The sequence below is a fragment of the Bradyrhizobium sp. SZCCHNR1053 genome, assembly GCF_032381235.1.
GTDB lineage: Bacteria > Pseudomonadota > Alphaproteobacteria > Rhizobiales > Xanthobacteraceae > Bradyrhizobium.
The window spans coordinates 169,630-185,167 of record NZ_JAUHJM010000009.1; the positions used below are offsets into that span (position 1 = coordinate 169,630).

The window sequence follows — 15,538 nt, forward strand, 5'->3', positions numbered from 1 at the left end:
GACAAGCGCTGCTGCTTGTGAGACTTAATTAGAGTGAGCTATCTGTCAATGGGTCTCCCCGCTACGATGCGTCTCGCTCCGCTGAAGTCGACGGCCCTGATTTCCCTGGCGCTGGCAACGGCCGGCTGCGCCACTGCTCCGCTCGAGCGGGCCGGCTCGCTCAAGAATTACGATCGCCTCGCCGATGCCAACGGCCTGGTGACGCGCGCGCAGATCAAGGCCAACAAGAAGGAGCTGCTCGAGGCCAAGACGATCCGGATCGAGCCGACCGCGTTTCCGCCGCGTCCCGACATCGCCCTCGACGAGAACGAGCGCAAGCTGGTGGCCAACGTCATCAGCCGCGAAATGTGCCTGCGTCTCAGCGAGCGATTCCAGATCGTCGGACCCCGCGAGGAGGCGGATCTGACGGTCAAGGCGACCGTCACCCATGCCACGGCGACCAACGCGACCGCATCGGCAGCCTCGCAGGCGGCGTCCATCGCCAAGAGCGTCGCGCTGCCGGGCGTTCCCGTGCCGGTGCCCCGGCTGCCGGTCGGGCTCGGCACGCTGTCCGTCGAGGCCGAGGCGCGCGACTTTGCCGGCTTCCAGAAGGCCGCGATGGTGTGGGCGCGCGGCGCCAACTCGGTCTCCAATGCGCGGATGGCCAATGACGGCGACGCCTACGACCTCGCTTCCGAGTTCGGCGCCGACTTCGCCAAGTTGGTGTCGACCGGCGAGTCGCCGTTCTCAGGCGTCCCGTCGCTGGCCTCGCTGCCTTCGGTGTCGAGCGTGCCGGCCAAGCTGGGTGGCGCTCCCAAATATGCCGCATGTGAGCAGTACGGACGCTTCCCCGGCCTGAAGGGCTTTGTCGGTGCCGGCCTGGGCCTGCCGCCGGGCTGGACTGACAAGGGCGCCGACGAGGCCAGGCCCGACGCGCGGCAGCCGTCGCCGGAGATCGCAAGCGTGGAGCAGCAAGCGTCGCGATGAAGTCTGCCGCCTCGTTCCGCGCGCTTGTCCCGCGTATCCTGCTCGCGTTCGCCGCGTCGCTGTTGCTGGCGGCCTGCGCAGCCATCATGCCGCGCAACGCGCTGCCGGAAGCGGCTGCCGTCAGCGCCGACCCGGTCGGCTTCCGCAACGTCCGCTACTGGGGTGATGAGCCGGCGCCGCGCTTTGCCGAGGCCGCGATGTCGCGCGCGTCGGCCGAAATCCCGATCTCGCGTCCGCTGAATTTCCTCGCGATCTCCGGTGGTGCCGAGAACGGTGCGTTCGGCGCCGGGCTTCTGGCCGGCTGGGGCGAGGCCGGGAACCGGCCGTCGTTCGACATGGTGACGGGCGTCAGCTCCGGCGCGCTGATCGCGCCGTTCGTCTTCCTGGGGCGCGAGCACGACGACAAGCTGCGCGAGATCTTCACCGCCTACGAGCGCAAGGACATTTTCACGGTCAACGTTCCCGGCCTGCTCCAGGGCTCGGCGCTGGCCGACAACACGCCGCTGTCGCGGCTGATCGAGAAATATGTCGATCGCGAGTTTCTCCGCGACGTCGCGCGCGAGAGCAGTAAGGGCCGGGTGCTGCTGGTCGGCACCACCAATCTCGATGCGCAGCGTCCGGTGCTGTGGGACATGGGCCGCATCGCAGCAGCCGATACGCCAGAGGCGATCGCCCTGTTCCGTCAGGTGCTGCTGGCCTCCGCGACCGTGCCGGGCGCCTTCGCCCCGGTTCGCATCAAGGTGCGGATCGGCGACAAGGACTACGACGAGCTGCATGTCGACGGCGGTGTCACCCGGCAGGTGTTCATCGGTCCCTCGGTGCTGCGCCTCGTCTCCGGCCGCGGCCCGCGCAGGAGCGTGAGCGGCGCACATCTCTACGTCATCCGTAACGCCCGCATCGATCCGCAATGGGACAGCGTCGGCGCCGACGTGCTCTCGGTGACGCAGCGCTCGCTGTCGACCCTGATCAAGAACCAGGGCATCGGCGACATCTACCGCATCTACTCGGTGGCGAAGTTCAACGGCATCGACTTCAACCTCGCCAGCGTGCCGGCCGATTTCCAGGTCAAGGCCGACGGCCCGTTCGATCGCACCTACATGACCGCGCTGTTCGATCGCGGCCACGACATGGGCCAGCGCGGCTATCCCTGGGTGAAGAGCCTGCCGGGGCTGCAGTCCAACGAGCACGGCATCACGGCGCAGGGGGCCACGCGCACGATGGCGGCGGCCGCCCGATGAACTTCCGCCGGGCCTGCTTGCGATTGACGTGGCACGTGACCTTGCGTTCAGCGCTGGGGAGCGCGGCGCTGTTGACGTCCGTGCTGCTCGGCGGCTGCGCGACCTCGGGCACGACGCCATCGTCCGACACGGCGCAGTACGGCAATACGTACAACTATCTCCCGGTGAACGACGTGCCGCATGACGACCAGCGCCCGGTGCTGACGCCGGAGCAGCAGGAGAAGCTGCGCAAGGAGCTGACGGCAGTGCGCGATCGCCAGGCGCCGGCTGCGGCGAAGGCGTCTGCGGACAAGGCTGCGGCGGCCAAGCCTTCCGCGGCGAACTCGGCTGCCGCCAATCCGACCGCAAGATAACAACGAGATTCCGGACTCAAGGCCTGCGGCCTTGCCCCGGAATGACGGTGGTTGCGCAGGGCTACGCCGGCGGCTGGAAGCTCTTCAGGGTGCGCGTCTTGTACTCGTAGAGCTTGCCGGTCTCGGTCCACGACGGCAGGCACATCGGCACGATGAACTCGGCGACCTGCTCCGGCGTTTCGAGCGTCATCGGATCTTCGCCGGGGAACACCGTGGCGCGCATGCGGGTCCGGATCGGGCCCGGGCTGAACAGGTTCACGCGCAGCGGCGTCCGCTCGGTCTCATGCGCCCACACCCGTGCCAGCGTCTCCAGCGCGGCCTTGGTGACGGCGTAGGGGCCGAGATAGGCCTGGGCCTTGTGGGCGGCGCCTGACGTGAGAAACACCGCGCGGCCGGCGTCGGAGGCCTTCAGCAGCGGCTCCATGCAGCGGATCAGCTGGAAGTTGGCGGAGAGGTTGACGGCGACGACGTCGTTCCAGGGCTTGAGGTCGATATGGCCGAGCGGCGACGACGGGCCGGGCACGGCGGCATTGCCGACGAGAATGTCGAGCTTGCCGTGGCGCTCGTGCAGCGCGGCGCCGAGCCGAGCGATGCCGTCGCTATCGGTCATGCTGAGCGGCACCAAGGTGGCACCGTTGCCGGTCTCTTTCCGGATCTCGTCGTCGAGCTCCTCCAGCCCGCCCTGGGTGCGGGCAACGGCGACGACATGCGCACCGGCGCGGGCGAGCGCGCGGGCGGTCGCATGGCCGATGCCGCGCGAGGCGCCGGTGACGAGAGCGATACGGGAGGCGAGGGGAAGGGTCATGGTCGCAAATCTCTGACGTCGTCGTCCCGGCGAAAGCCGGGACCCATACTCCGCGGCGGTTATGAGGGAGTTGGCTGTCTGTGGCTAGTCCTGCCCGCCAATGACGGCTGGCGATGATGGGTCCCGGTTTTGGCCGGGACGACAGCTCACGACGCATCGTCATTCCGGGGCGAGGCCGCAGGCCTCGAACCCGGAATCTGGAGATGATACGGGGATCAGCAAGCTCGGGATTCCGGGTTCGATGCTGCGCATCGCCCCGGAATGACTGCGTGTGGAAAGAACCTCAGCTCGCCTCGGCCAACAGCGACAGCTGATGCTGGGTCGACTCGACCATCGCCTGGTCCGTGAGGTGGGTGGGATAGCTGCCGGTGAAGCAGTGGTCGGAGTATTTCGGTGCGGCCGGATCACGGGCCGGCTCGCCCATGGCGCGGTACATGCCGTCGATCGACAGGAACGCCAGCGAATCCGCGCCGATCAGCTCGCGCATCTCCTCGAGCGAATGCGTCGCCGCCAAGAGGCCGCCACGGTCCGGCAGGTCGATGCCGTAATAGTCGGGGTAGAGGATCGGCGGCGAGGCGAGGCGGAAATGCACCTCCGTGGCGCCGGCGTCGCGCATCATGCGCACGATCTTGCGCGAAGTGGTGCCGCGCACCAGCGAGTCGTCGATCAGGATGATGCGCTTGCCCTCGATCGCGGCGCGGTTGGCCGAGTGCTTCATGCGCACGCCGGATTCGCGGATCGCCTGGGTCGGCTGGATGAAGGTGCGGCCGACATAGTGATTGCGGATGATGCCGAGCTCGAACGGCACGCCGGAATGCTGGCTGTAGCCGATCGCCGCCGGCACGCCGGAGTCCGGCACCGGCACCACGACGTCGACGTCGGGATGGCTCTCGCGCGCGAGCTGCGCGCCGAACGCCTTGCGCACCTCGTAGACCGAGCGGCCGCCGACCACGGAATCGGGCCGCGCGAAATAGATGTATTCGAACACGCACGGACGCGCCGGCTTCGGCGGGAACGGCTTGTGGCTGTGCGCGCCGGTCTCGTCGAAGATCACGACCTCGCCCGGCTCGATGTCGCGGATGTAGCGCGCGCCGATCATGTCGAGCGCGCAGGTCTCCGACGCCAGGATCGGGCAGCCTTCGAGCTCGCCATAGACCAGCGGGCGGATGCCGAGGGGATCGCGGGCGCCGATTAGCTTCTTGTTGGTCATGCAGACCAGCGAGTAGGCGCCTTCGAGCGCGCGTAGCGCCTCGATGAAGCGATCGATGAAGTTGGTGCGGCGGGAATGCGCGACGAGATGCAGGATCACCTCGGTGTCGGTGGTCGACTGCATGATGGCGCCGGCGCGCACCAGCTCGCGGCGCAGGGTGAGGCCGTTGGTGAGGTTGCCGTTGTGGCCGACCGCGAAGCCGCCGGCATTGAGCTCGGCGAACAGCGGCTGCACGTTGCGCAGGATGGTCGCGCCGGTCGTGGCGTAGCGGACGTGGCCGATCGCGGCATTGCCGGGCAGGCGCTCGATCACCTCGCGGCGGGAGAAGGTGTCGCCGACGAGACCCAGGCGGCGCTCGCTGTGGAAGCGCGCGCCATCGTAGGAGACGATGCCGGCTGCCTCCTGGCCGCGATGCTGGAGCGCATGCAGGCCGAGCGCGGTGATCGCGGCGGCGTCATTGTGCCCATAAATGCCGAACACGCCGCACTCTTCGCGCAGCGTGTCTCCGTCAAGGTCTGGGTCTCTGAGGTAGGCTTGAGGTCCGAAGTCCAGATCCGCGTGGGAGTCCATTTGGGCTTCGCCGGAAGAATCGTGGTGCTGGTCCATCGCGCCTCTCTTCTGGGCTAGGCTCACTTGGCCGCGGGTTTCTCGATCAGCTTCTTCAAGCTGTCGCGGGCAGGCTTGCTGTACCCATCGCCGCCCACTCCGGGCGACTCGGTGTCAGTCTGGTCGTCGTCCGGCTTGTTCTTCTTGAATTTCTTTAAAATGGTGTTCTCGGGATCATCAGGCAAGAGCGACATCAGCCAATCCCCGGTTCCCTGCAGGACCACGCGGGACTTGGCCCCGGTGACCCAGTCCGGACGCTGCTTGTCCGGCACCAGCCAGCTGAAGAACAGGAAGGCGACGACCACGATCAGGAGGCCACGGCCCAGTCCGAACAGGAATCCCAGGGTGCGGTCGAGCGCGCCGATGCGCGAATCGAGGATCATGTCGGAGATCTTGACCGTGATCACCGAGACGATGAGCAGGGTGCCCACGAAAGTACCGGCAACGACCACGACGCTGGCGACGGTATCGTTGTTGAAATAGGTCTTGGCGGTCGGCAGCAGCTTCGAGAATGAATAAAGCGTGACCAGGGCCGCCGCGCCCCACGCGGCGATCGACAGGATCTCGCGCATGAAGCCGCGGACCATCGCGAGCAGCCCCGACACCAGCATCACGCCGAGCAGGATGAGATCGAGGATCGTTATCGGCATCGGCTGCTCAGGTCCGCTTGTCAGGTCCAAGGTTCGCTTCGAATTGACGGAGGACCGCCCCTCCAGGCGGAGGAGAGCAGGGTTCCCCGGCAAGTCCGGACGCTGCACCATCCCGCGTGGGCGCCCGGTTGCGGCGTTGTATAGCGGCGAGTCACGCGAACGTCACGGTCCGGCTAGCCGTCCTGGCGGCGGAATCTCGCTGGTGTGGCATTTTTTTCGGCATGGCTGGGGCCACGGCGGCCCTGCTCACCCTCGTCCCGGCTGCCGTCGTGGCGGGCGCGGGGCGTGCCTCGCGCGGCGATGTCGGCGACCAGGCTGGTCAATCCGCCGACGGTATTGAGGCTGAGCCCGGCATCGCCGCCGGCCTCGCCGCGGGCGCGCTCCGGCAGCACGACGCGGCCGAAGCCGAGCTTGGCGGCCTCCTTCAGCCGCGCCGAGGTCTGCGCCACCGGGCGGACCGCGCCCGACAGCGAAATCTCGCCGAAATAGACCGCATCGGGCGGCAGCGGCGCGTTGACCAGCGAGGAGACCAGAGCTGCGGCCGCGGCGAGATCCGCCGCCGGCTCGTTGATGCGCAGGCCGCCGGCGACGTTGAGATAGACGTCGTGGCCCGACAGCTTGACGCCGCAATGCGCCTCCAGCACGGCCAGCACCATTGACAGCCGGCTCGGATCCCAGCCAACGACGGCGCGGCGCGGCGTGCCGAGCGAGGTCGGCGCCACCAGGGCCTGGATTTCGACCAGCACGGGGCGGGTGCCCTCGATCCCGGCAAAGACCGCCGTGCCGGGGCTGCCGAGATCGCGCTCGGACAGAAACAGCTCGGAGGGGTTGGTGACCTCGCGCAGACCCAATCCGGTCATTTCGAACACGCCGATCTCGTCGGTCGGGCCGAACCGGTTCTTGACGGCGCGCAGGATGCGGAACTGCTGCGAGCCCTCGCCCTCGAACGACAGCACCGCGTCCACCATGTGCTCGACGACGCGGGGGCCGGCGATCTGGCCGTCCTTGGTGACGTGGCCGACCAGGATGATGGCGGCGCCGGATTTCTTGGCGAAGCGAATGAGCTTCTGCGCCGAGGCGCGCACCTGGGTAACCGTGCCCGGCGCCGATTCGACGGTGTCGGTCCACATCGTCTGGATCGAATCGATCACGATCAGTCGCGGCACGCCGCCTTCCGACAGGGTCGCGATGATGTCCTCGACCGAGGTCTCAGCCGCCAGTTGTACCGGCGCATCCGCAAGCCCGAGGCGCTCGGCGCGCAGCCGCACCTGGGCGACAGCTTCCTCGCCGGAAATGTAGACCGCGCGATGGCCGGCGCGCGCCAGCATCGAGGTCGCCTGGGTCAGAAGCGTCGATTTGCCGATGCCGGGATCGCCGCCGACCAGCAGCACCGAGCCGCGCACGAAGCCGCCGCCGGTGACGCGGTCGAGCTCGGTCATGCCCGACGACAGCCGCGGCGCGTCGATGCTCTTGCCGGTGAGCGATTCCAGCTGGAACGTGCGGCCCTTGCGCTTGGAGCGCAGCGACACCGGCGCGGAGGTCGCGCCCGTCGTGTCTTCCTCCGCCAGCGTGTTCCACTCGCCGCAGGCCTCGCATTTGCCCTGCCAGCGCGAATAGGCCGCGCCGCAGTTCTGGCAGACGAAGGAGAGCGTGGTCTTGGCCATGAGGTGAGAATCGGTGCCGTCAGGAGTGGGTGGCGTTCCATAACATACTTAGGCCCGCGGCCAGCATGATGCCATCCATCACCACGCGGAACACATCGGGCTTCATGTGCAGCACGAAGCGTTTGGCGACGAAGGCGCCAGCCATCAGCGAGCCGCCGGCGATCAGGCCCTTGAGCAGAATGTCCGGCGTCAACGCGCCGAAGCGCTGGAAGGTGATGGATTTCGAGACATAGAGCCCGAGCGAGCTCGCAGCCTCGGTGGCGAGGAAGGCGCCCTTCGACAGCCCATAGAACAGGAACAGCGGCACGCTGAGCGGCCCGGTCGAGACCACGATGCCGGTCAGAAATCCGATCACCGCACCGCCGAGCGCGAGGTGCCAGAGGTTGGCCTTGAGGTCGTGCCGCGTCAGCCAATGCCGTACCGGCACCATCGCCATCAGGAACAGGCCGATCGTGATATCGACCGCCTGCGACGGCAGGATCAGCAAGGTGCGCGCGCCGAGTGCGGCGGCCGGAATGCCGGTGACCGAATAGGCTGCGCAGGCGCGCCAGTCGACCTCGCGCCACCATGCCAGGATGCGCGACAGGTTGGCCATGACGGCGGCCACCGCCATGATCGGCACGGCCTCCTTCGGGCCGTACTCGTACGCCAGCACCGGCATCAGCATGATCGACGAGCCGGTGCCGACGATGCCGGACAAGGTGCCGGCAACGAGGCCTATCGCGAGCACGAACAGGAAGCCCAAGATTGTCGCCTCCAGCAGACGAGCTCTATCCCCACGTCATAGCGAGCGGAGCGGCGGAGCGAAGCCATCCAGACTGTCTCCACGGAGGGATTCTGGATTGTTTCGCTCCGCGCGCAAATGACGGGGAGAAGCTGCGCCGTGTGGTTAATCGGCGGTTCGTGTCGACTCGAAATCGTCGATGATTGTGCGTCCGCATCATTAAAAGTTGAAGCGTATTCCTCGCACGTCCGCTGATGTTCTCGGACGATGACGATGAGCAAAACCCCGATGTCTTTGCAGATGCGGCCGTCCCTGACGGCAACCGCCGATGCGGAGTTCCCCTGGTTCACGGCCGCGATGCTGGCCATGGAAGCCGGCGAGGTCATCCGGCTCCGGCTGGAAAAGATCGCGCGCGGCGAAGCCGATGCGGGCGAGGAGGCGGAGCTGATGGTCAGCGAAAAGATCGCTGCAGCCCTGGAGGCGACGGCGAAGCTGATGGCCGGCGCGAGCCCGGCCGCGGTCGTCGATCTCTATCGGGATTATGTCGCGGCCAACGCCGAGCGGCTGTCGGCGTAAGCACGCGCAGTCCGGCTGTCTTTGGGCTGGCTCGGGGCTGCGTGCCGCCGCAGACGAATGTCGAGCAACCCAGGGCGGACAACCTCGTCATAGCGCCGGCGACCGGGCCGCCTCGTGCCTTCACGTGCGGTGTTGCCAACGAAGAGAAGATCGGACACCCTACCGAAAACGCGATTGCTGATCACCTCGTTTTCACCGGACCGATCCAGTGCGACTGCTCTTACGCCTCATGCAACGCGTGCTGGTCGCCGGGCTCGGGATCTTCACGGTCTGGCTGATCGTGTTCGTGGTGTTCGAGACGGCGGACCGCAGGCTGCCCTGGATTGCCGCCGTCGGCGTCAGCTACGCAATCGCGGCCTATGTCGTTCTGCCACGCGTGATCCGATTGAGTCTCAGGATCCTTCAGAGTCGGAGGGTGCCCAGCTACACGATCACCGGCGATGGATTGCCCGGTGACCCCGTCAATCTCGCCCTGATCGGCACGCTTCGACAGCTCCGCGCGAGCTTTGCTGCGATCGGTTGGTGCGAGGCGGACCGATTGGGGCTGGCAAGCTCGTGCGCCATGGTCCGCGCCTTCGTCCTCGCCAGGCCGTACCCCACTGCTCCTTTCAGCACCCTCTATCTGTTCGGTCGCGGCCAGGATATCGGCTTTCAGAAAGCCATCGGCAATAGTCCGCGAAAGCGTCATCACGTCCGGTTCTGGGCCGTTGACCTCGCCCACGCCGAGAAGAGCTGGAACGCTGGCGATTTCTGGTTAACGACCGACACGCCTGCGGCCGATGAGTCCGTCCTCTGGGTCGGTGCCGGCACGAAGGATACGGGCCTGTCGCTCACCCGACTGACCTTTCAGATCACGCACGCCACCGATCCGGATGCGAATGCGGAGCGGGACTACATCATGGCCGAATTGATCAGAACACGATCGATCGAGACCGTCGAGCTCTATAAGGCCGGCCGGAGTCTGCCCGAGCGGGTCAATCACTACGTATCGGACGGCGACATCGCGTTGGCGAGCGTGGTGATCGCCGCCAATGCCGACGCGCATGAGGGGTCTTCGTCGCCGGCCTAGTGGACTTGCTGACGAGCCGCGTTCGAGGTCGTTCGCTCTGCTCGGGGCCGGACCAGGAAGGCGGTGCAGAGCAGGACGACCATCGCAACGCAGACGACAGTCAGGAACGCCTGATCGAAGGCGCGATGAGCGTGCGAGGTGACGAGGGCAGCGAGCTCGGTCGGCAGCCGCTCGGCGGCGATCAGCGCCTCGTCGATGCTGTCGCGCGCAACGGCGGGAATGCCGAGGCCGTCGGGCAGAACCATGAACGCCGTATAGACTCCGGATAGAATGCTTCCGAAAATGCTGATGCCGATTGTGCCGCCGAGCTCGAACGACACCTCCTCGATCGACGCGGCCATGCCTTCGCGGCCTTCAGGTGCGTGATTCATCACAGCGTTGGAGGCGGCGGCGATGGATGCTCCTAGCCCTAGACCATTGACCGCGATGCAGATCAGTTGCAGCGCCAGGCTGGCGTTGTAGCAGAGCAGGTAGCCGGCCGCGCCGATGCCTGCGATCAACAGCGCGCCGGACATCGTGGTGGCGGCTCGGACGCGACGGAGCATCAGGCTCGCGAGCGGCCCGCCGATGAAGGCACCGAGCGGGGCCGGAAGGATGTACAATGCCGCCTGCAGCGGCGAATAGCCGAGGACGAGTTGCAGGCGCTGGCTGATCGCGAGCTCCGTCCCCGCAATGGCGAGTGAAGCCACGATCGCGGTGATCACGCTGAGCGTGAACTCGACGTTTCGGAACAGGGTGAAGTCGAGCAAAGGATTCTCGAGACGCAATTGACGGCGTACGAACACCGTCAACATGATGACCGTCGCGACAGCCGTGCCGGCAAGGACGACATAGGAAGACTGGCGACTGCCGAGCTCCTCGACGACGTAGGCGAAGCCGATCAGCCCGGCCATCACCTGCACTGAACCGAGGAGGTCCCAGTCGCGCTCAGCACGATCGGCCGGTGCAGGAATCAGCAGCAGGCCGGCGATCAGCGCCAGCACGACGAGCGGCACGTTGATCAGAAAGACCGAGCCCCACCAGAAATATTCCAGCAGGACACCGCCGACCAAGGGGCCGACGGCCGCCCCGCTGGACGCAACGGCTCCCCAGATCGCGATGGCGAGCGCCCGTTCGTGATCATCGGAGAAGGTGATGCGAATGATCGACAGCGTCGCCGGCATCATCAGCGCGGCGCCGATCGCGAGCAGGACGCGTCCGCCGATCAGGGCCATGGCGGTCGGCGAATAGGCGGCCACGACCGAGGCCAGTCCGAAGACGATGAGGCCGGCTACGAACGTCCTCTTGTGCCCGACGCGATCGCCGAGCGAGCCGAAGCCGGGAAGCAGGCCGGCGACGACGAGCCCGTAGGCCATGACGATCCACAATTTCTCCGAGGCCGTTGCAGCCAGCTCATGGGTCAGGCTCGGCAGCGCCGTATAGAGCACCGTCATGTCGATCACGACGAGCGCCAGCGCGCTGGAGACGGTCAGGAGGATGAGCCAGCGATTACGTTTCGACATCGGCGCGCTCGCCTGCGCAACCCGTTGTTCATTCGGCGCGTTCGTCGTCTCGAGCACGTTCACCGCTCCCGCTCAGATTCCACTACGATGCGTGATCCGGCCGTTCATCATCGTCAGCTGAATATTGACCTTGCCGATGTCGTGCGGCCCGACATCGAACAGATTGTTCTCGAGCACGATCAGATCGGCCAGCTTGCCGACCTTGATGGAGCCGATCTTGTCCTCCATGCGAAGCTGGTAGGCTCCGTTGATGGTGTAGCCTCGGATGAGGTCCGGCAGGCCCAGGCGTTCGGTCGCGGGCGGATGGACCAGGCCGTCGGGCTTGCCCGGCTCCTGACGCGTATGGCCGGCCTGCAACGCCTCGAGTGGCTTGACGACGACCTTCGAGCCGGTCGCCAGCGCATCCATGCCGAACGACACCGTGACGCCTTCGTCGATGAACGTCTTGAAGGTGTACATGCGGCTCCAGCGCTCGTCGCCGTAGATCTCGCGGACGCGACGCTGGCTGGCATCCGGCACGCCCCATTGGATCTGCGTATTCGCGATCACGCCGAGCTTTCTGAAGCGCGCAATGTCCGATGGCGCGGTGAGGAACGCGTGGCAGATGGTATGACGGCGGTTGCCAGGGCCGTTCTTGCCAAAGGCGGCTTCGTATCCATCCAGGCTCATGCGGACGGCGGCATCGCCGACGGCGTGAAGGTGCGTATCGATTCCCTCGGCATGCGCCTGGCGCAGGATGCGGTTCAACACCGGCGACGGGAACAATGTTTCGCCGCGCCAATCCGGACTTCCGGCATAGGGATCCAGCAGATAGGCCGTGCGGCTCAACTCGGTGCCATCGACGATGAGCTTCAGCACGTCCGCCTTGACGAGCGGTGTGCGATAACGTTTTCGATAGGCCCGGATAATCGGCAGCGGATCGACGCTGGGATCATTGTGATACAGGCTGCCGATCACGCGCTGCAACAGCTTGCCGCGCTTCTCGAGCTCGACCAGCATGTCGAAACCGTGATGCTGCTCGGTCGGCCAGGCGCTGAAGCCGGCATCGAAGAAGGTGGTGATGCCGGCGGCTGCCAGCCTGGGCTGCCATTCCTCGATCGCGGCGGCGGTCGACTTCAGGCCGAATGGTTCGATGCCGTGCTTTTCCAGCGCCTTGAGCACCGCGAACAGCGCAGGCACTTCCGAAATGAACCCGGTCGGCACGCCATTGGGATCCTTTTCGTACCAGGAGGAGCCGGGCACGACGTCGCGCGGGGTATCCTTCGTAATGCCGGCCATCTCCAGCAGCTTGGAATTGACCCAGTAGGCGTGCAGATCGCAACTGACGAGCAGGACCGGCCGATCAGGGAAGATCTCGTCCAGCGGCTCCTTGCGCGGACCCGAGGCGGGAAACGCGCCAGCGATCCAGCCGAAGCCCAGAATGAACTTTTCGTCGGAGTGCGTCTTCGCGTAGTCGCGCAGGATCGCGTAGATGCGCTCGGGATCTTCCTCGTTGACCCAGGCGCCGCGGGCGAAGGCCAGCGTGCAAAGATGCCAATGCGCCTCGACGAAGCCCGGCATCAGCATGCGCCCCTTGAGGTCGATGACGTCAGCCCCGTGTCCGGCAAACTTCATCGCGCCTGCGTCGTCGCCGACGTAGACGATCGTGTCTCCCTTGACGACGACGGCCTGGGCCCAGGGCAGGGAGTCGTCCACCGTGTAGACGCGCCCGCCGCGAAAGATGGTCGTGCTGCTGGAGGCGGCCCAGGCCGGAGCCGAGGCAGCGACGAATGCCGCGGCCGCAGCCGAGGTCGCGACCATCTGGCGACGGGTCAGTCCGCCGCGCTCCGACTTCGATGCCGCAAACAGCGAACCGATGGCTGAGCCGCATGCAATGCACATTGTCCTGCTCCGAAGTCCTGCTCCGAAAATTCCGCGCTCCGGGTGAGCTGCACGATTGCCGAGTCAGACGCTGAAACTACTTCACTCAGCACCCGCCAAGATTGACAACGATCAAGTCAATCTCGGCGGCGTCGAGCGCCAGCACGCATACTGAAGTCTTCGTTTCCTGTTGATGGATAAACTTCAAATCGAATGCTTTCAGACAGAGAAAAGGAGGACCGCCGCAACGACTCATCGTCTATGCGTCGCCCGAGCGCGAGGGTGTCATTCATGCCGTGGAGGTCATCGATCCCACCGATGCCTGGTCCCGAGCACCGTCACTTCGGGAACAGGAAAGCCAGGTTGGCGCGAAACTGCCACCGCGATGCCAGGTCCGGCCTCAGCACATTGTAGTAGACACCGATCTCGGCGTTGACCGGCTGCTTGTCGACCATGAAGAGCTTGCCTATTCCCGCGCCGACCGGAACGTCAGCCGTCTGCCGGTACGCACCCGTGTTCGGCATGGCGATATTCTCCAGCCCGTCGCTGATCGTATCCGCGATCGGGTTTTGCGCCGCCTTGGCGAGATCTTCGAGCGATGGCGTCCTCTGCTGTGCCGAGGCGCCGGCGCCTGGGTACAGCGCTGAGATCAGGAACAGGAGAACCGCTCGTCGAAAAATTCTCGGAGTCATGGCCGACCTCACTGTCGAAGCGCTGCTCTCGCATCCGTTGTCTCGCATCTGCACCGTTCCGGCCGCTATGGAGTCAGGCGAAGGTCGGAAATTGCCCGCCGGCGAACAGTGACGGCCGCAGGCGAGACCAGTTCGACGCGAACTGGAACGTGTCGAGATCGGTGTAGGTCTGGCCGATCACCTGCATGCCCGAGGGCATGCGGTCCTCGACCACGCCGAGCGGGACATCGACGACCGGATAGCGGTTGAGCAGATTCCAGTGCCACGTCAGCGCCAAGCCCAGACCGGTGCCCACCCACGGGTCGACCTTGTTTTCCTTGCTCTTGAACATGTCGGCCCTGACCAGAGGCGTTGCCATGGTCGGCATGAGCAGAATGCGGTAGCCCTTGCCGAACACGCGCTGCTGCACCTGGCGGTGCAGCCGCTGCAGCAGCTCTTCGGCTTCTTCGGCCTGGCGCGGTCCGACCGCGCCGACCTGGTCGAGCATTTCGGTCATGTAGGGCGAGAGCTGATCGCGATGCGCATTCGAGATCTCGATCGCAGTGCCGATGGACGTCGACATCAGCCCACGGATGAAGACCATCTTGTGGGCCTTCGTGAAGCCGCAGTCGACCTCGTCCACAGTGCACCCCGCGGCGCGCAGCGCCTCGATTCCTCTCAGCATCGCAGCCTTCACGGACGGTATGACGTCCGCAATGCCGGCGCCCCAATCCACGGCGATGCGCCACCCGGAAAGGCGCGGATAACGGGTGGGATAGTCGAGGCGAGGGCGCATCGCGGCCATCACCCGCTCGGACGGACCGACGATCGCGTTCTGGAGGCGGACGAGGTCGTCGAAGCGCCGCGCCATCGGGCCCGAGGTCGAGAACGGGATTTCCCCACCAGCCACGCGTCCGAACGGCGGCCTGAAGCCATAGAGACCACATTGTGAGGCGGGAATTCGGATCGAGCCGCCCATGTCCGAGCCCATGGCGAGCGTCGTGAAGCCTGCGGCCAGCGCCGCGCCCGATCCCGCCGACGACCCGCCCGGAGAGTATTCGAGATTCCACGGATTGCGTGTCGTGCCCCAGGCGCGGGTGGACGCGCCGAGGAAGAGGTAGAATTCCGGCACGGTCGTCTGGAATGGCATGACGGCGCCGGCGGCCTCGAGCGAGTCGGTGATGGCCGAGTTTTCCGTTGCGGGCGGCGAGTCCTTGAAGAGGAGCGAGCCCTGTGTGATCCGCCAGCCCGGTCTGGAGAATTCGTCCTTGATGGCCACCGTGATCCCTTCGAGCGGCCTTGCGGTGCCACGCCGATAGCGGTCCTCGGACAGCTTGGCCTCCTTGAGCGCCTGATCGAAATGCTCGTAGGTGATGCAGTTGACCTTCGTGTTGTAGGCTTCGATCCGCTTGATCTGCGCCTTCAAGAGATCGACCGGCGACGCCTTGCGGGCCCGGAACATGGCGATGAGATCGGCGACCGACGCATAGCAGAGCGGATCGGCGGACTCGGCGCGCGCGGCCGGCAAATCGAGTCCGGACGCGACCAACGCCGCTCCCGCGCCTTTGATGAGCGTTCTTCTGTCAATCATATACGCCTCCGTATTTCCGGGAATCGGTCTGAGTTTGTCGATGTGGCCCTGAA

General features: G+C 66.0%; 14 protein-coding genes. 5 read left to right on the plus strand and 9 right to left on the minus strand.

The window, feature by feature from the left end; translation table 11 throughout:
- The first annotated feature begins 48 nt into the window (after positions 1 to 48).
- The 3 genes from QX051_RS21145 to QX051_RS21155 are packed head-to-tail and all read left to right on the plus strand — an operon-like array spanning position 49 to position 2,557.
- A complete protein-coding gene (locus QX051_RS21145; RefSeq protein WP_315813217.1) occupies positions 49 to 966 on the plus strand; it encodes a DUF3313 family protein in 918 nt (305 codons plus the stop codon).
- On the plus strand, positions 963 to 2,204 hold the full coding sequence (locus tag QX051_RS21150) for a patatin-like phospholipase family protein (protein ID WP_315777463.1): 1,242 nt from the start codon (positions 963 to 965) through the stop codon (positions 2,202 to 2,204). The genes QX051_RS21145 and QX051_RS21150 overlap by 4 nt, the downstream gene beginning before the upstream one ends.
- A gap of 35 nt (positions 2,205 to 2,239) precedes the next feature.
- Positions 2,240 to 2,557 (plus strand): hypothetical protein, encoded by a 318-nt coding sequence (locus QX051_RS21155; protein ID WP_315739368.1) that lies wholly within the window; start codon positions 2,240 to 2,242, stop codon positions 2,555 to 2,557.
- A 61-nt stretch (positions 2,558 to 2,618) separates the two neighbouring features.
- Here the strand turns inward: QX051_RS21155 and QX051_RS21160 are convergent, their stop codons facing one another.
- The 5 genes from QX051_RS21160 to QX051_RS21180 form a co-directional block, all read right to left on the minus strand.
- On the minus strand, positions 2,619 to 3,362 hold the full coding sequence (locus QX051_RS21160) for an SDR family NAD(P)-dependent oxidoreductase (RefSeq protein ID WP_315777464.1): 744 nt from the start codon (positions 3,360 to 3,362) through the stop codon (positions 2,619 to 2,621).
- 283 nt (positions 3,363 to 3,645) lie between these two features.
- Positions 3,646 to 5,142 (minus strand): amidophosphoribosyltransferase, encoded by a 1,497-nt coding sequence (purF, locus tag QX051_RS21165; protein WP_315739370.1) that lies wholly within the window; start codon positions 5,140 to 5,142, stop codon positions 3,646 to 3,648.
- Positions 5,143 to 5,201: 59 nt separating this feature from the next.
- Complete coding sequence (locus tag QX051_RS21170; protein ID WP_315739453.1) at positions 5,202 to 5,828, minus strand: CvpA family protein; 627 nt, start codon at positions 5,826 to 5,828, stop codon at positions 5,202 to 5,204.
- A gap of 173 nt (positions 5,829 to 6,001) precedes the next feature.
- Entirely contained in the window at positions 6,002 to 7,492 is a 1,491-nt protein-coding gene (radA, locus tag QX051_RS21175; protein WP_315777465.1) for a DNA repair protein RadA, read from the minus strand.
- Positions 7,493 to 7,511: 19 nt separating this feature from the next.
- Entirely contained in the window at positions 7,512 to 8,237 is a 726-nt protein-coding gene (locus QX051_RS21180; RefSeq protein ID WP_315777466.1) for a sulfite exporter TauE/SafE family protein, read from the minus strand.
- A gap of 252 nt (positions 8,238 to 8,489) precedes the next feature.
- On the opposite strand from QX051_RS21180, the gene QX051_RS21185 reads away from it, so the two are divergent.
- Together QX051_RS21185 and QX051_RS21190 are read left to right on the plus strand one after the other, a co-directional pair.
- Entirely contained in the window at positions 8,490 to 8,792 is a 303-nt protein-coding gene (locus tag QX051_RS21185) for a hypothetical protein (RefSeq protein ID WP_315777467.1), read from the plus strand.
- A 286-nt stretch (positions 8,793 to 9,078) separates the two neighbouring features.
- Positions 9,079 to 9,861: an LssY C-terminal domain-containing protein gene (locus QX051_RS21190; RefSeq protein ID WP_409998118.1), complete on the plus strand. Its 783-nt coding sequence runs from the start codon at positions 9,079 to 9,081 to the stop codon at positions 9,859 to 9,861.
- Here QX051_RS21190 and QX051_RS21195 read toward each other — a convergent pair.
- The 4 genes from QX051_RS21195 to QX051_RS21210 form a co-directional block, all read right to left on the minus strand.
- On the minus strand, positions 9,858 to 11,363 hold the full coding sequence (locus tag QX051_RS21195) for an MFS transporter (RefSeq protein ID WP_315777469.1): 1,506 nt from the start codon (positions 11,361 to 11,363) through the stop codon (positions 9,858 to 9,860). The two genes, QX051_RS21190 and QX051_RS21195, sit on opposite strands and share 4 nt — an antisense overlap.
- Before the next feature lie 72 nt (positions 11,364 to 11,435).
- Positions 11,436 to 13,244, minus strand: a complete 1,809-nt coding sequence (locus QX051_RS21200; protein WP_315777470.1) for an amidohydrolase — start codon at positions 13,242 to 13,244, stop codon at positions 11,436 to 11,438.
- 317 nt (positions 13,245 to 13,561) lie between these two features.
- Positions 13,562 to 13,915, minus strand: a complete 354-nt coding sequence (locus tag QX051_RS21205; RefSeq protein WP_315777471.1) for a hypothetical protein — start codon at positions 13,913 to 13,915, stop codon at positions 13,562 to 13,564.
- Positions 13,916 to 13,988: 73 nt separating this feature from the next.
- Positions 13,989 to 15,485, minus strand: a complete 1,497-nt coding sequence (locus tag QX051_RS21210) for an amidase (protein WP_315777472.1) — start codon at positions 15,483 to 15,485, stop codon at positions 13,989 to 13,991.
- Between the last annotated feature and the right edge of the window lie 53 nt (positions 15,486 to 15,538).

What these genes read in the sequence shown, in the direction of transcription:
- QX051_RS21150 (WP_315777463.1), top strand. Translation starts at nt 963, where the DNA reads ATGAAGTCTGCCGCCTCGTTCCGCGCGCTTGTCCCGCGTATCCTGCTC.
- radA (WP_315777465.1), bottom strand. Translation starts at nt 7,492, where the DNA reads ATGGCCAAGACCACGCTCTCCTTCGTCTGCCAGAACTGCGGCGCGGCC.
- QX051_RS21195 (WP_315777469.1), bottom strand. Translation starts at nt 11,363, where the DNA reads ATGTCGAAACGTAATCGCTGGCTCATCCTCCTGACCGTCTCCAGCGCG.
- QX051_RS21205 (WP_315777471.1), bottom strand. Translation starts at nt 13,915, where the DNA reads ATGACTCCGAGAATTTTTCGACGAGCGGTTCTCCTGTTCCTGATCTCA.
- QX051_RS21170 (WP_315739453.1), bottom strand. Translation starts at nt 5,828, where the DNA reads ATGCCGATAACGATCCTCGATCTCATCCTGCTCGGCGTGATGCTGGTG.
- purF (WP_315739370.1), bottom strand. Translation starts at nt 5,142, where the DNA reads ATGGACTCCCACGCGGATCTGGACTTCGGACCTCAAGCCTACCTCAGA.
- QX051_RS21160 (WP_315777464.1), bottom strand. Translation starts at nt 3,362, where the DNA reads ATGACCCTTCCCCTCGCCTCCCGTATCGCTCTCGTCACCGGCGCCTCG.
- QX051_RS21210 (WP_315777472.1), bottom strand. Translation starts at nt 15,485, where the DNA reads ATGATTGACAGAAGAACGCTCATCAAAGGCGCGGGAGCGGCGTTGGTC.
- QX051_RS21145 (WP_315813217.1), top strand. Translation starts at nt 49, where the DNA reads ATGGGTCTCCCCGCTACGATGCGTCTCGCTCCGCTGAAGTCGACGGCC.
- QX051_RS21200 (WP_315777470.1), bottom strand. Translation starts at nt 13,244, where the DNA reads ATGTGCATTGCATGCGGCTCAGCCATCGGTTCGCTGTTTGCGGCATCG.
- QX051_RS21185 (WP_315777467.1), top strand. Translation starts at nt 8,490, where the DNA reads ATGAGCAAAACCCCGATGTCTTTGCAGATGCGGCCGTCCCTGACGGCA.